At 65.9% G+C, this 14,110-nt stretch carries 13 protein-coding genes; 7 read left to right on the forward strand and 6 right to left on the reverse strand.

Features of this window, described 5'->3' with window-relative positions:
- The first annotated feature begins 52 nt into the window (after nt 1–52).
- The 4 genes from FAZ95_RS22130 (at nt 53) to FAZ95_RS22145 (ending at nt 4,806) form a co-directional block, all read left to right on the forward strand.
- A complete protein-coding gene (locus tag FAZ95_RS22130; RefSeq protein WP_137334692.1) occupies nt 53–970 on the forward strand; it encodes a LysR substrate-binding domain-containing protein in 918 nt (305 codons plus the stop codon).
- A 164-nt stretch (nt 971–1,134) separates the two neighbouring features.
- Entirely contained in the window at nt 1,135–2,352 is a 1,218-nt protein-coding gene (locus FAZ95_RS22135; RefSeq protein WP_137334693.1) for a CaiB/BaiF CoA transferase family protein, read from the forward strand.
- Nucleotides 2,349–3,353: a hydroxymethylglutaryl-CoA lyase gene (locus tag FAZ95_RS22140; RefSeq protein WP_137334694.1), complete on the forward strand. Its 1,005-nt coding sequence runs from the start codon at nt 2,349–2,351 to the stop codon at nt 3,351–3,353. Before FAZ95_RS22135 ends, FAZ95_RS22140 begins: the two co-directional genes overlap by 4 nt.
- Before the next feature lie 94 nt (nt 3,354–3,447).
- Entirely contained in the window at nt 3,448–4,806 is a 1,359-nt protein-coding gene (locus FAZ95_RS22145) for an MFS transporter (RefSeq protein ID WP_137334695.1), read from the forward strand.
- A 32-nt stretch (nt 4,807–4,838) separates the two neighbouring features.
- On the opposite strand, the gene FAZ95_RS22150 is transcribed toward FAZ95_RS22145, so the two are convergent.
- Nucleotides 4,839–6,242, reverse strand: coding sequence for an aminotransferase-like domain-containing protein (locus FAZ95_RS22150; RefSeq protein ID WP_137334696.1), 1,404 nt, complete (start codon nt 6,240–6,242; stop codon nt 4,839–4,841).
- A 143-nt stretch (nt 6,243–6,385) separates the two neighbouring features.
- Here FAZ95_RS22150 and aptA point away from each other — a divergent pair, with 143 nt between their 5' ends.
- The 3 genes from aptA to FAZ95_RS22165 all read left to right on the forward strand — a co-directional run bounded on the left by aptA (nt 6,386) and on the right by FAZ95_RS22165 (nt 9,763).
- Complete coding sequence (gene aptA, locus FAZ95_RS22155; protein WP_137334697.1) at nt 6,386–7,714, forward strand: omega-aminotransferase AptA; 1,329 nt, start codon at nt 6,386–6,388, stop codon at nt 7,712–7,714.
- A 324-nt stretch (nt 7,715–8,038) separates the two neighbouring features.
- Nucleotides 8,039–9,364, forward strand: a complete 1,326-nt coding sequence (locus tag FAZ95_RS22160) for an MFS transporter (protein ID WP_217497487.1) — start codon at nt 8,039–8,041, stop codon at nt 9,362–9,364.
- 150 nt (nt 9,365–9,514) lie between these two features.
- Nucleotides 9,515–9,763, forward strand: a complete 249-nt coding sequence (locus tag FAZ95_RS22165; RefSeq protein WP_137334699.1) for a hypothetical protein — start codon at nt 9,515–9,517, stop codon at nt 9,761–9,763.
- 34 nt (nt 9,764–9,797) lie between these two features.
- Here the strand turns inward: FAZ95_RS22165 and pcaC are convergent, their stop codons facing one another.
- The 5 genes from pcaC to FAZ95_RS22190 all read right to left on the reverse strand — a co-directional run bounded on the left by pcaC (nt 9,798) and on the right by FAZ95_RS22190 (nt 13,924).
- Nucleotides 9,798–10,199: a 4-carboxymuconolactone decarboxylase gene (gene pcaC, locus FAZ95_RS22170; protein ID WP_137334700.1), complete on the reverse strand. Its 402-nt coding sequence runs from the start codon at nt 10,197–10,199 to the stop codon at nt 9,798–9,800.
- Nucleotides 10,196–10,987 carry a 3-oxoadipate enol-lactonase gene (pcaD, locus tag FAZ95_RS22175; protein ID WP_137334701.1) on the reverse strand — a complete coding sequence of 264 codons (792 nt, stop codon included), beginning with the start codon at nt 10,985–10,987 and terminating at the stop codon, nt 10,196–10,198. Before pcaD ends, pcaC begins: the two co-directional genes overlap by 4 nt.
- 5 nt (nt 10,988–10,992) lie before the next feature.
- Nucleotides 10,993–12,360 carry a 3-carboxy-cis,cis-muconate cycloisomerase gene (locus tag FAZ95_RS22180; RefSeq protein WP_137334702.1) on the reverse strand — a complete coding sequence of 456 codons (1,368 nt, stop codon included), beginning with the start codon at nt 12,358–12,360 and terminating at the stop codon, nt 10,993–10,995.
- Nucleotides 12,361–12,543: 183 nt separating this feature from the next.
- Entirely contained in the window at nt 12,544–13,203 is a 660-nt protein-coding gene (locus FAZ95_RS22185; RefSeq protein ID WP_137334703.1) for a CoA transferase subunit B, read from the reverse strand.
- Nucleotides 13,204–13,222: 19 nt separating this feature from the next.
- Entirely contained in the window at nt 13,223–13,924 is a 702-nt protein-coding gene (locus FAZ95_RS22190; RefSeq protein ID WP_137334704.1) for a 3-oxoacid CoA-transferase subunit A, read from the reverse strand.
- Nucleotides 13,925–14,110: the final 186 nt, after the last annotated feature.

Below are 14,110 nucleotides of genomic sequence, written 5' to 3' on the forward strand. Positions count from 1 at the left end.
GCGAGCGGGGTGCTCCATAATCGTGGCATCGCCACGCGCTGAGCCCCCGGACATGAATCTCCACCGCCTCGACCTGGTTTCGCTTTCGCTCTTCACGCTCGTCGTTCGCAGCGGAAGCATCAGCAAAGGCGCCGAGCTTGCGCATCTCGCGGTAGGGGCCGCGAGCAAGCGCATCGCCGATCTCGAAGCCGCCGTCGGCACCGAGCTGTTCGAGCGCCATTCCCGAGGCATCACGCTGACGGCAGCCGGCGACGCGCTGCAGCGCCACGCCCAGCGCATCCTGAACGACGTCGACCAGCTCTCGGCCGATCTTTCCGATTACGCCGCGGGCGTCGTCGGCGTGGTGCGGCTGTGGGCGAACACGTCGGCGATCACGCAATTCCTGCCCGCCGAGATCGCGGCCTTCACGGCGGCGAATCCGGAAATCCGCATCGAGCTCGAGGAGCAGAACAGCGAACAGGTGGCGCTGGCCGTGGTCGACGGTCAGGCCGATTTCGGCATCCTCGCGGATCAGATGCCGACGCTCGGCTTACAGACCACCTTCTACCGTCGCGATCAGCTCGTGCTGGTCGTGCCGACCTCCCACCCTTTGGCCCGCCGCAAGTCGATTTCCTTCGACGAAGCACTGGACTTCGATTTCGTCAGCCTCGCGCGCGATACGTCGCTCGCCAAGCGTCTGCAACTGGCCACCGATGCTTCCGGCAAACGCCTGAAATTGCGCATCCAGGTGCGCAGCTTCGACGCGATGTGCCTGATGGTCGCCGCGGGACTCGGCATCGCGGTGCTGCCGGATGCGGCCGTGCGTCCGCATCTGCGCTCGATGGGCTTGCACAAGATCGCTTTGTCCGAGGATTGGGCCGAGCGCCAGTTGCTCATTTGCGCGCGCGATCTCGGCGCGCTGCCCAAGCCCGCACGCTTGCTCGTCAACCATCTGATCGGCGCGGCGCCAGGTACCACGAAGGCGGCCTGACCCGCAGCTCGATCGCCTCGATCGTCGCGACGCAGCTTTCGCGTTTCGCGAAAGCTGGTTCTCCCACTGCCGCATTCCGCCCGCGCGCGCTCGCGCGCAGAATCGTTTTCATGACATCGCGCCTCGGTCACTCCACTGACGCAGGCGCCTATGGAGACACCCCCATGAGCGGCCAATCCCCCTTCCCCGCGTCGCCCGCCGCGCTCAAAGGCGTGCGCGTGATCGAAATGGGCCAGCTGATCGCCGGCCCGTTCGCCGGCAAGACGCTCGGCGATTTCGGCGCCGACGTCATCAAGATCGAGCCGCCCGGCTCCGGCGATCCGCTGCGCAACTGGCGCTTGATGAAGGAAGGCACCTCGGTCTGGTGGCAAGTCCAGTCGCGCAACAAGCGCTCGGTCGCGCTCGATCTTCGCAGCGCGGAAGGGCAGGACATCGCCCGCCAGCTGATCGCCGAGGCCGACGTCCTCATCGAAAACTTCCGCCCCGGCACGCTCGAAAGCTGGGGCATGAGCTACGAGCAACTGTCGGCGCTGAACCCGCGGCTCGTCATGCTGCGCATCTCCGGCTACGGTCAGACCGGCCCCTATCGCGACCTGCCGGGATTCGGCTCGATCGGCGAAGCGATGGGCGGACTGCGGCACCTGACGGGCGAGCCCGGCCGCGTGCCCGTGCGTTGCGGCATCTCGATCGGCGACACGCTCGCCGCGCTGCACGGCGTGATCGGCGTGCTCACCGCGCTCTATCACCGCGACGCGAACGGCGGCAAAGGGCAAGTCATCGACGTCGCGCTTCACGAAGCCGTGTTCAACGTGATGGAAAGCCTGATCCCCGAATACAGCGCGTTCGGCGCCGTGCGCGAAGCGGCCGGCAGCGCGCTGCCCGGCATCGCGCCGTCCAACGCGTATCGCTGCGCCGACGGCTATGTGCTGATCGCGGGCAACGGCGACAGCATCTTCAAGCGCTTGATGACGGCGATCGGCCGCGCCGATCTCGCCGCCGACCCGGCGCTCGCGAACAACGCGGGACGGGTCGAACGCGTCGACGAGCTGGACCGGGCGATCGAGCGCTGGAGCGTCGAACGGTCCGTGAAAGACGTGCTCGCCGCGTTGTCGGATGCGGGCGTGCCCGCCGGCAAGATCTACACGGCCAAGGACATCGCCGAAGACCCGCACTACCGCGCCCGCGACATGATCCTTCGGCAAACCACGCGCGACGGCTACGAAGTCGACGTGCCGGGCATCGTGCCGAAGCTGATGGCGACGCCGGGCTCGATCCGCTCGTCGGCGCCGAAGCTCGGCGGCGACACCACCGACGTGCTGCGCGAGATCGGCCTTTCCGACGCGCGCATTGCCGAACTGCGCGAAAAAGGAGCGATTGCATGAGCACGAACGTCTGGAACGGAGAACACCGCCGCATCCATATGCAAGAGGTCGGCACGCGCGACGGTCTGCAAGCCGAATGCGCATTCGTCGATACGCAGGACAAGATCGCGCTCGTCAACGCGCTGTCGGACTCGGGCGTGGCGAAGATCGAAGTGACCGCGTTCGTGTCGCCGCAAGCGATCCCCGCGCTGCGCGACGCGGAAATCGTGATGCGTGAGATCGAGCGCAAGCCGGGCGTCGTCTATACGGCGCTCGTGCCCAACGTGCGCGGCGCCGAGCGTGCCATCGACGCGCGCGCGGACGAGCTGAACCTCGTGATGTCCGCGAGCGAAAGCCACAACCTCGCGAACCTGCGCATGACGCAAGCGCAGTCGTTCGGCGCGCTCAAGCAGGTCGCGAGCCTCGCGCGTGCGTCGAAGCTGCCCGTCGACATCTCGCTGTCTTGCGCATTCGGCTGCCCGATGGAGGGGGACGTGTCGGAGGCCACCGTGCTGCACTGGTCGCAGCGCCTCATCGAAGAAGCGGGCGCGCGCGGCATCACGCTTTGCGATACGACCGGCATGGCCTATCCGAGCCAAGTCGCGCGGCTCACGGCGATGTTCATCGAGCACTGGCCGCACACCGAATTGACGCTGCATTTCCACAATACGCGCGGCATGGGCCTCGCCAACGTGCTGGCCGCGATCGACGCGGGCGCGAATCGCTTCGACGCGTCGCTCGGCGGAATCGGCGGCTGTCCGTATGCGCCGGGTGCGAGCGGCAATGTCTGCAGCGAAGAGATCGTGCATGCGCTGGAATGCATGGGATACGACACCGGCGTCGATCTTGCCGCGCTCATCGCGGCGTCGAAGCGCTTGCCGGCGCTGATCGGCCATGAAACGCCAAGCCAGATCGTCAAGGCGGGACGGCGGCTCGATCTGCATCCGCTGCCTGCGGATTTCGCCGCGATCCGCGAGCGGGCGTTGCAACGCGACGCGGCTTCTGCAGAACCGCGAGGTTGAGCGCAAACTATTTCGCCATCACATTGGGCGCCCGCAAGAACAGACGATTAAAAAATCGCAAAGGCGCCCGCGTGCCCACACAGGAGACGACAACATGCAAGAAACCCACATCGCGCAGCCACCCAAAGCGCACTGGTACGACGGCCTCACGCCCACTCACTGGCGCGTGCTGCGCGGCAGCTTCCTCGGCTGGATCTTCGACGGCTTCGAAGCGCTCGCGCTCGTCGTCGTGCTCGCGCCGATGCTCAAGTCGGTGCTCACGCCCGAGCAGGCGTTGTCGACGCCCGTCTACGCGGGCGGCGTGATCGGCATCACGCTGCTGGGCTGGGGCGTCGGCGGTCTGGTCGGCGGCATCCTCGCGGACTATGTCGGGCGCAAACGCATGATGCTGTGGTCGGTGTTCCTCTATGCGATGTTCTCCGGGCTGACCGCGTTTTCCGGCTCGTTCTTCGTGCTGTGCTCGCTGCGCTTTCTCACGGGCCTCGCGATGGGCAGCGAATGGAGCACCGGTGTTGCGCTCGTTTCGGAAACGTGGCCCGAGCATGCCCGCGCCAAAGGCGCAGGCTTTCTGCAATCGGGATTCGGCTGGGGGACGCTGCTTGCGGCTGTCGTCTGGTATGCGCTTTCGTCGGCGCACCCGTTGGGTGCCGAGACCTGGCGGCTGATGTTCGTCGCCGGCGCGTTGCCTGCGTTGTTCGTGCTCTATCTGCGGCGCGGCTTGAGCGAATCGGAGAAGTGGCAACAGGCCGTCAAGGAGAAGCGTTGGAGCGCGACTGCCGATGCAAGCGGCCGTGCTACGGCTAAAGCAGGCAACGCGGACAAGCGCCCGTTCACGCTCAAGCAATTGTTCAGCGAGCGCGAAGCGCTGCGCCGCACGCTGTTGACGATGCTCCTGTCGGTCATTTCGACCACGGGCTGGTGGGCCATTTCGAGCTGGCTGCCGACGTTCACGGTCTCGCTGGCAAAAGCGACGAGCGCCGCGGACGCCCTCGCGTGGGGCTCGCGGATCTCGATCGTCTACACCGTCGGCGCGATCGTCGCGTATCTGGCGTCGGGCTTCATCGTCGATTCGATCGGCCGGCGCGCGTTCCTGTGCATGACGTTCGTGGGCTCGCTCATCACGACGATCATCACGTACCACTACACGGCGACGCTAAGCGGAATGCTGATCATCGCGCCGATCAACGGGTTCTTCACGCTCGGCTGCGCATATGCATGGATGGCGATCTATCCGTGCGAGCTGTTCACGCCGACGGTGCGCTCGACGGCCATCAGCTTCGTGTTCAACGCGGCGCGTTTGATCGCTTGGGTGTTTCCGATTCTGTCGGGCTCGATGATCAAGGCGTTCGGCGGGGTGTCGCATGCGGCGCTGATCATGAGCTCGTGCTACGTGCTCGGGATCTTGATTCCGTGGTTCTTGCCGGAAACGCGTGGCAAGGGGTTGCCGGAGTGAGGCTTGGGGGCAAGGCAAGACGCGGCGCCGTGTCAAACAACCCGCCGCACGAAGCTCCACAATGCATCGTCGGTCGAATACGGGACGTTGAAGCGGAACCACTCGCTTGGCGCGTCGTCGGGCCTGAAATACGAGCCCGGCGCGAGCCAAATGCCGTCGCGCAACGCCGCTGTCACCACCTCTCCCGCGCGCTCCGCTTCGATCGGCAATCGCGCCCATAAGAACAGCCCCGCGCGCGGCCGATGAAACACCTCGAGCCCGAGCGCATCCATCCGCTCCTCGACGGCGATGTGCGCTTCCTTGAGCTTCTCGTTGACCGTCTCGACATGCCTCGCGTAGCGCCCTTCGACCATCACCTTGTCGACGATGCGCTCGATCGTCTCCGACGACGTCAGCCCCACTGCCATCTTCGTGCGCGCGAGTTCGCGCAAGACATCGCGCTCCGCGACGACATAGCCGCTTCGCAGTCCCGGCGTGATCGTCTTCGAAAATCCGCCCACATAGAGCGCGCGCCGCAAACCCTCCATCGCGGCGAGCATCGGCGCGCCGGGCGCCGCCAGCTCGCGGCTCACGTCGTCTTCGATGACCCACAGCCGATGCCGCTCCGCGATCTGCAGCAGCCGGAACGCCGAGGCCATGCTGAACGTCGCGCCGGTCGGGTTTTGCAGCGTCGTGTTCACGAAGATCGCCTTGGGCCGGTGTTCGGTCACGAGCGCCTCTAGCGCGTCGGCATCGATGCCGCTTGGCGTGCGCGGCACGCCAAGCACGACGAGCCCCGCGAGCTTCAATATCTGCAGCAGATTGCAGTAGCCCGGGTCTTCGACGATCACCGCATCGCCCGCGCGCAGCAGCGTGCGCACGATCAGGTCGAGCGCCTGGGTCGCGCCCTGCGTGAGCAGCACGTTCGACACGTCGACGGGCAGGCCGTGGCGGTCTAGTTGCTCCGCCACACGCTCGCGCAGCGGCGCGAATCCATACGGATGCCCGTAATCGGCGAGCCGCGCCGCCGGCACGCGCGCGAGCGCGCGCAGCGCGTGATGCAGGCCGCCCTCGTTGATCCACTCGTTGGGGAGCGTGCCGCAACCGGCCTTGATCGGCATCGAATGGTCGGCGAACACATCGGATAGCAGCCAGGTCGCCGTCAGGCTCGGCGGCTGCCAGTCGAGCACCGCGGCGCGCGCCGCCGGTCCGCGCGCCGCGACCCGGTAGCCGGAGCCGCGCCGCGCGACGACGAGCCCCATCGAAACCAGACGGTTATAGGCCTCGGTCACGGTGAACGTGCTCAAAGCATGGGTCTGCGCGAGCTGCCGCACCGACGGCAGCAGCGCCCCCGCGCGCAGCGACTGTCCTTCGATCGCTTGCTCGAAGCCGCGCACGAGCTGCTCGACGAGCGTCGGCGCCTGGCTTCGGTCACGCTCCAGATTCAATTCGACCATGCTGAGAGACTCGCTTTCGACCAATACAGTTGACCGTAACTTACCAGCACAGTTAGCAGATCAGTCCACCAACTGTTTATGCCGCCATTAAACAGCGGACGCTAGAGTTGCGCTACCACTTCAATGAGAAACGGAGATCTCTCATGACATCGCGCCCCGTCATCGACGACCTGTCGAACTTCTGGATGCCGTTCACCGCGAACCGCCAATTCAAGGCGGCGCCGCGCCTCTTGGAATCGGCGAAAGGCATGTACTACCGTTCCACGGACGGCCGTGAAATCCTCGACGCCTGTGCGGGCCTGTGGTGCGTGAACGCCGGTCACTGCCGGGACGAGATCGTCGCTGCCGTGCAGCAGCAGCTGAGCACGCTCGACTTCGCGCCGACCTTCCAGATGGGCCACCCGCTCGCGTTCGAAGCCGCGACCAAAGTGGCCGAGGTGATGCCCGAAGGGCTCGACCGCATCTTCTTCACGAACTCGGGTTCGGAATCGGTCGACACCGCTTTGAAAATCGCCCTCGCCTACCATCGCGCGCGCGGCGAAGCGCAGCGCACGCGGCTGATCGGGCGCGAGCGCGGCTATCACGGCGTCGGCTTCGGCGGCATCTCGGTCGGCGGCATCTCGCCGAACCGCAAGACGTACTCCGGCTCCTTGCTCGGCAACGTCGATCATCTGCCGCACACGCATAGCCTCGAACACAACGCCTACTCGAAAGGCCAGCCCGCGTGGGGCGCGCATCTCGCCGACGAACTCGAGCGCATCGTGACGCTGCACGACGCGTCGACGATCGCCGCCGTCATCGTCGAGCCGGTCGCGGGCTCGACCGGCGTGCTGATTCCGCCGCAAGGCTATCTGCAGAAGCTGCGCGAGATCTGCACGAAGCACGGCATTCTCTTGATCTTCGACGAAGTGATCACGGGCTTCGGCCGGCTCGGCAAGGCGACGGCCAGCGAGTACTTCGGCGTGACGCCGGACCTGATCACGATGGCCAAGGCGATCAACAACGCGGCGATTCCGTTGGGCGCGGTCGCGGCGCACCGCAACGTGCACGACACGGTCGTGAACAGCGGCGCACCCGGCGCGATCGAGCTGTTCCATGGCTACACGTATTCGGCGCATCCGGCGGCGACCGCGGCCGCTGTCGCGACGCTTGATCTCTATCGCAAGGAAGCGCTCTTCGAGCGCGCGGCAAGCCTAGCACCGGCGTTCGAAACGGCAGCGCATGCGCTGCGCGGCGCGCCGCACGTGAAAGACGTGCGCAACCTCGGCTTGGTGGCGGGCATCGAACTGGAATCGCGCGACGGCGCACCGGGCGCGCGCGCCTACGAGGCGTTCGTCAAGTGCTTCGAAGCCGGCGTGCTCGTGCGCTACACGGGCGATATCCTCGCGTTCTCGCCGCCGCTGATCGTCGACGAAGAACAGATCGCGCGCATCTTTGGGACGGTGAGGGACGTGCTGGCTGGCGTGAAGTGATGTGAAGTGAAGCGCACTGGTATGAACCGTCATACCGGTGCGCGATTGATTCCCTACGCGAACGCATTACCGAAACCGCGCTGCCACGCGCTAACAAACGTCATCGCCTTACGGTTCGCATTCGTCGGCTCGATAGGACCGACCGAGAAGTCGGTATTCGCACGCATTGTTGAGCGCATTAACCGTGTGCGACATTAGCCTGGTTTGGAGACCGCCAATTAAACGATCGCTTCCGATAACCAAGAGGCAACAATGTCCCACCAGAAGTCGGCTGAAATTGCTGCGCGGTTCGACCGCCTGCCCCCGTCGCGCACCGTCTGGACGATGGTGATCCTGATCTCGCTCGGCGGGGTATTCGAGTTCTACGATCTGTTCTTCACGGGCTACGTGGCGCCCGGCATGGTCGAATCGGGGCTCTTCAAGCCGGAGTCGCTCGGCATCTTCGAATCGCTCGCCGGGCTCTCGGTGGCCGGTTTCGGCACCTTCGTGTTCTCGACCTTCGCGGGGCTGTGGATCGGCGCGCTGATCTTCGGCTCGGTCGCCGACCGCTTCGGGCGACGCTTCATCTTCACGTGGTCGCTCGTCTGGTACATGGTCTGCACGATCATCATGGCGTTCCAGGCCACCGGCGAGTGGATCAACATCTGGCGCATCATCGCGGGCATCGGCATCGGCGTCGAGCTCGTCACGATCGATTCCTACATCTCCGAGCTGATTCCGAGCGCCGAGCGCGGCCGCGCGTACGCCGCGAACCAGTTCATCACGTTCTCCGTGGTGCCGGTGATCGCGTTCCTCGCCTGGGCCATGAAAGGCTCGCATCCGTTCGGCCTCGAGTATTGGCGCGTGGTGATCCTGATCGGCTCGGTCGGCGCGATCGCCGTGTGGATCATCCGCCGCAACGTGCCGGAAAGCCCGCGCTGGCTCGCGCGTCACGGCCGTGTCGATGAGGCCGAGCGCATCATCGCGGATATCGAAGCGCGCGTCGCCAAGGAAAAAGGCACCCTGCCGCCGCTCGGGCAAATCGCGGTCGAGGAAAAGGAAGGCCGCGGTTCGTACGCCGAGATCTTCGGTCCGCTGTATTTGAAGCGCACGATCATTCTGTCGATCTTCAACATGGCGCAAGTGATCGGCTTCTACGGCTTTGCGGCATGGGTGCCGACGCTCTTGATCCATCGCGGCGTCCATGTGACGGCGAGCCTCGGCTACGCCTTCGTCATCGCCATCGCGAACCCGTTCGGTCCGCTGTTCGGCATGTGGTTCGCCGACAAGGTCGAGCGCAAGACGCAAATCTGCACCGCGCTGTTCGTGATGGGCGTCGTGATCGCGCTCTTCTCACAAGCGTCCGACCCGACGATCCTGATCATCCTCGGCGTGCTGTTCACGCTCGCGTCGAACATCATGTCGTACGCGTATCACGGCTATCAAGCCGAGCTGTATCCGACGCGCGTGCGCGCCCGCGCAGTGGGTTTCGTCTATTCGTGGAGCCGGATTGCGGCGGCGTTCGCGGGCCTCGCGATCGGCATTCTGCTGCACGGCTATGGCGTGCCGGGAGTGGCGGTGTTCATCGGCGCGTCGATGGTGGTCGCGATCTGCATGATTCTGCTCGGGCCGTCCACGCGCGGACGATCGCTCGAGTCGATCAATCATTGATGGGAATTCGGTGACGAGCCTGTGACAATCGTCTGGCGTTTCGCACCTATCGCACCCGCAACGTGCGCAACGCCAGCGATCGGCGTAGGCTTGAAAGCGGCGCCGTTGTCGCGCTACCTCGCGCGGCCGGTGCCGATGAGGGGGACACCGATGAAAGTACCCATCAGAACCGGCACCCACATCGAAGGCATTCACTGGGTGGCCGAATACTCGGAGACGGCGCACGAGATTCGCGTGCTGCGTGAAGGGTTCGAGGTCGGCGTCTATAGCGCGCCGCCGACGCTATTCGGCGACGAAGCCGACGCGGGCTCGAAAAGCTGCGCCGACCATCGCGCCGCCGAAGCCGCCATCCGCGCGTTCCTGATGCGCTTCGTCGCCGAGCACGACGCAGAGGAATAGCGGGGCCGCAGCCCCTCTCGCCCGGGCGGCAGGCTTACTTGGCGGACGGCGCTTCCCCGGCGTCTTCGTCGCGAAACACCTTGTCCGCCAAGTGAAACGCGGAATTCGCCGCCGGTACGCCACAGTAGATCGCCGTCTGCAGCAGCACTTCCTTGATCTCGTCGCGCGTCACGCCGTTGTTCTTCGCCGCGCGGATATGCATCGCCAGCTCTTCGCCGCGGTTCAGCGCCACCATCATCGCAATCGTCAACAGACTGCGCGTATGGCGCGGCAACCCTTCGCGCGTCCAGATCTCGCCCCACGCATAGCGCGAAATGAAGTTCTGGAATTCCGTCGTCAGCTCCGTGCGGTTCTCGAGCGAACGATCGACGTGCGCGTCGCCGAGCACCGCTCGGCGCACCTTCATCCCGGCTTCGTAGCGCTCTTCGTCGTTCATGGCTGCCCCGTCAGGAAGTCGAGCACGGTCGGCGTAAATTCGCCGGCTCGCTCGATATTGGAAATGTGGAAGGCGTCCAGTTCGACGTAGCGCGCGCCGGGAATGCCGCTCGCGAGCGCGCGGCCTTGCTCGGCGGTCGTCGAGACGTCGTGCGTGCCGGTGATCACGAGCGACGGCACCTTGATGCCCGCGAGTTCGCCGCGCAGATCGGCGGCATCGATGGCCTCGCAATTCGACGCGTAGCCTTCGTTGTCCGTGTGCACGAACACATCGCGGATCTGAGCGAAGACGAGCGGCTCGCTCTCGATGAACTTGGCGCTGAACCAGCGCGGCAGAACGGCATCCGCAATCGCGAGCATGCCCTCTTCACGCGAGCGTTTCGCGCGCGGGACCCAGACATCCGGCGAGCCGATGCGCGCCGCCGTATTCGACAGCACGACGCGATTCAAGCGCTGCGGATGCCGCGCGGCAAGCGCGATTCCCGTCAGGCCGCCCATCGAAATGCCGCAGAAATTCACGCGTTCGATCTTGAGCGCATCGAGCAGGCCGAGCACGTCGCCGGTCAATTGCTCGATCGTGTAGGGCCCCTTGGGGGCGTCGGAATGACCGTGGCCGCGCGTGTCGTAGCGCAGCACGCGGAAGTGCTTCGAGAACGCCTCGACTTGCGCGGTCCACATCGACAGATCCGCGCCGAGCGAATTCGACAGCACGAGCCACGGCGCGTCGGCGTTCTGTGCGCCATCGACCCGATAGTGAAGGTTGATGCCATTGACGGCGGCGAAGGGCATTGCGATTACTCCTGGTCGGTTGCGGTGGCGTGCAGCGAGAGCACGGCGTCGACGTACGCATGCGCCTGCCCGACGTACTGCGCCGGGTCGAGCAGCTGCTGCAAGCGTGCGAGGGGAAGATGGATGGTGACGGCGGCGTCGGCGGCAAGCACGTCGAAGAGCGTTCGGCCCGATTGCACGGCGGTCTTCGACGCGTGCTCGACAAGCTTGTGCGCATCGAGCCGGCCGATCTTGTCGCCGAGCGCCAGCATCACCGCCTCGCCGAGAATGAGTCCGTGCGTGACGCCGAGATTGGCCGCGAGCCGCTCGACGTCCACATTGAGGCCGGCGACGATCTGCGCGATCTGCGCGAGCGCGCCGCCGGCGAGGCGCGCGAGATCGGGCAACGCATCCCATTCGGCCTGCCAGCCGCCGAGCGCGCGCTCGTGCTCTTGGACCATGCCCGCGAGCACGGTCGCGACGAGCCCGGGGGCGCGCGCCGCCGCGGTGAGCACCGCCGCGCAGCCGACCGGATTGCGCTTGTGCGGCATCGTCGACGAGCCGCCCTTGCCGGCCGCGGCCGGCTCCGCGAGCTCGCCGATTTCGGTCTGCATCTGCAGCGAGATATCGCGCGCGATCTTGCCGAGCGTGCCGATCAACATGCCGAACAGCGACGCCGATTCGGCAATCCGGTCGCGCTGCGTGTGCCACGGCACGGCGGGCAGTGCGAGGCCCAGCTCGTGCGCGAGCGAGGCGGCCACGGCGGGCGCCGCCTCGCGCAAGCTCGCGAGCGTGCCGGCCGCGCCGCCGAATTGCAGCACGAGCACGCGCGCGCGCAATTCGGCGAGGCGTGCGCGGTGCCGCAACAGGGCGTCGAGCCACTGCGCGAACTTGAGGCCGAGCGTCATCGGCAGCGCCTGCTGCAGCCACGTGCGGCCGATCAGCGGCGTCGCGCGATGTTGCTTGGCGAGCGCGGCGAGCGCATCGCAGGTGGTGCGCAGATCGGCGTCGATGAGCGCGAAGGTGTCGCGCAGTTGCAGCACGGTGGCCGTATCGATGATGTCCTGGCTCGTCGCGCCCCAGTGGACGAATTTCGACGCCTCGGCATCGATATCCTTCACGCGCGCCGTGAGCTGCTTGACGAGCGGGATCGCAAGATTGCCGCCGAGCGCCGCGTCGCGCGTCAGCGCGTCGGCGTCGAGCGTCTCAGCGTGACACGCGGTTTCGATCGCGCCGACGGCCGTCTGCGGAATCACGCCATGCGCCGCCGATGCCCGCGCCAGCGCCGCTTCGACATCGAGCATCCGCTGCAGCGTGGCGCGCGGCGACCACACGTCGTTCATCGATTGCGTGCCGCAGATGAGGCTGGTGAGGCGTGCGCTGGCTTCGAGCATGGAATGGATGGAGATTGAAAACCGCGCCTTGGCGGCAAAGGCGAGAAACGAGCGGCGCGCGAGACTCGTGTGTTGCCATTGTCTCGCGAAGCCGCGTTATTCGTATGCGCGAATACGCGCGGCCGGCTCAGGCGCGGCCAACTCAGGCGCGGCCAGGTCAGGCCCGGCCGCGCCGGGCCGGGATCAAGCCGAAGCCGCGGCGTGCGTCGCGTCGATGAGCGCGATGCCCGTCAGCTTCTGCAATTCGTCGAACGAGATGTCGGAGAAGATCTCGCGCACGGCGAGCCCTGCCTGGGTCACGTCGATCACGGCGAGATCGGTGTAGATGCGGTCGACGCAGCCGACGCCCGTCACCGGATACGAGCACTCGGCGACGAGCTTGCTTTCGCCCTGCTTCGTCAGGTGCTCCATCATCACGTACACCTGTTTCGCGCCGATCGCGAGATCCATCGCGCCGCCGACGGCCGGAATCGCATCGGGCGCGCCGGTGTGCCAATTCGCGAGATCGCCTTGCGCGGAGACCTGGAACGCGCCGAGCACGCAGAAGTCCAGATGACCGCCGCGCATCATCGCGAACGAATCGGAGTGGTGGAAGTACGCTCCGCCTGTGAGCAGCGTCACGTGCTGCTTGCCGGCGTTGATCAGCTCGTCGTCCTCTTCGCCGGGCGCGGGCGCGGGGCCCATGCCGAGCAAGCCGTTTTCGCTGTGCAGGAAGATTTCGCGGTCGGCGGCGAGGTGGTTCGCCACCAGCGTCGGCACGCCGATGCCGAGGTTCACGTAAGCGCCTTCAGGGATGTCCTGCGCGACGCGCTTGGCCATTTCATCGCGGGTCAGTCGTTTCATCTTTCAGTCTCCTCGGCGCTTAAGCCGCTTGCTCGGCATGTTCGTCGCGATGCACCGTCTGCGGCACTGCCACCACGCGCTGCACGAAGATGCCCGGTGTGACGATCACTTCCGGATCCAATGCGCCGAGCGGCACGACTTCCGACACCTGCACGATCGCCGTCTTGGCCGCGCTCGCCATGATCGGGCCGAAATTGCGCGCCGTCTTGCGATAGACGAGATTGCCCCAGCGGTCGCCCTTGTACGCCTTGATCAGCGCGAAGTCGGCATGGAGCGGCGCTTCGAGCACGTAATGCTTGCCGTCGATCAGGCGCGTTTCCTTGCCCTCGGCGAGCTTCGTGCCGTAGCCCGTCGGCGTGAAAAAGCCGCCGATGCCGGCACCCGCCGCGCGGATGCGCTCCGCGAGGTTGCCCTGCGGCACGAGCTCCAACTCGATCTCGCCCGCGCGATAGAGCGCGTCGAACACGTAGGAATCGGTCTGGCGCGGGAACGAGCAGATGATCTTGCGCACGCGCTTGGTCTTGAGCAGCGCGGCCAGGCCCGTGTCGCCGTTGCCTGCGTTGTTGTTCACGATGGTCAGATCGCGCGCGCCCTGCTCGATCAGGGCGTCGATCAGCTCGGACGGCATCCCGGCCGTGCCGAAGCCGCCGATCATGATCGTCGCTCCGTCGTGTATGTCGGCCACCGCCGACTGGAGGGATTCGAAAATCTTGTTAACCATGCTGTCTTCCTCATGATGCGGCGGGCTGCCGGCCGCTGCGTGATGGGGCCCGCCCGAAGGCGTGGCCGGCGTCTCCGTCAGCCGTCGCGAGGGGGGTGCGTCGGCCACGTTTTGTTCGACTATCGAACATAGATTCGATTAGCGAACGTTTCAGCGCATCATAGAGGCGGGGCGAACCGCTTGTCA

It is taken from the genome of Trinickia violacea, from assembly GCF_005280735.1.
GTDB classification, from domain to species: domain Bacteria; phylum Pseudomonadota; class Gammaproteobacteria; order Burkholderiales; family Burkholderiaceae; genus Trinickia_A; species Trinickia_A violacea.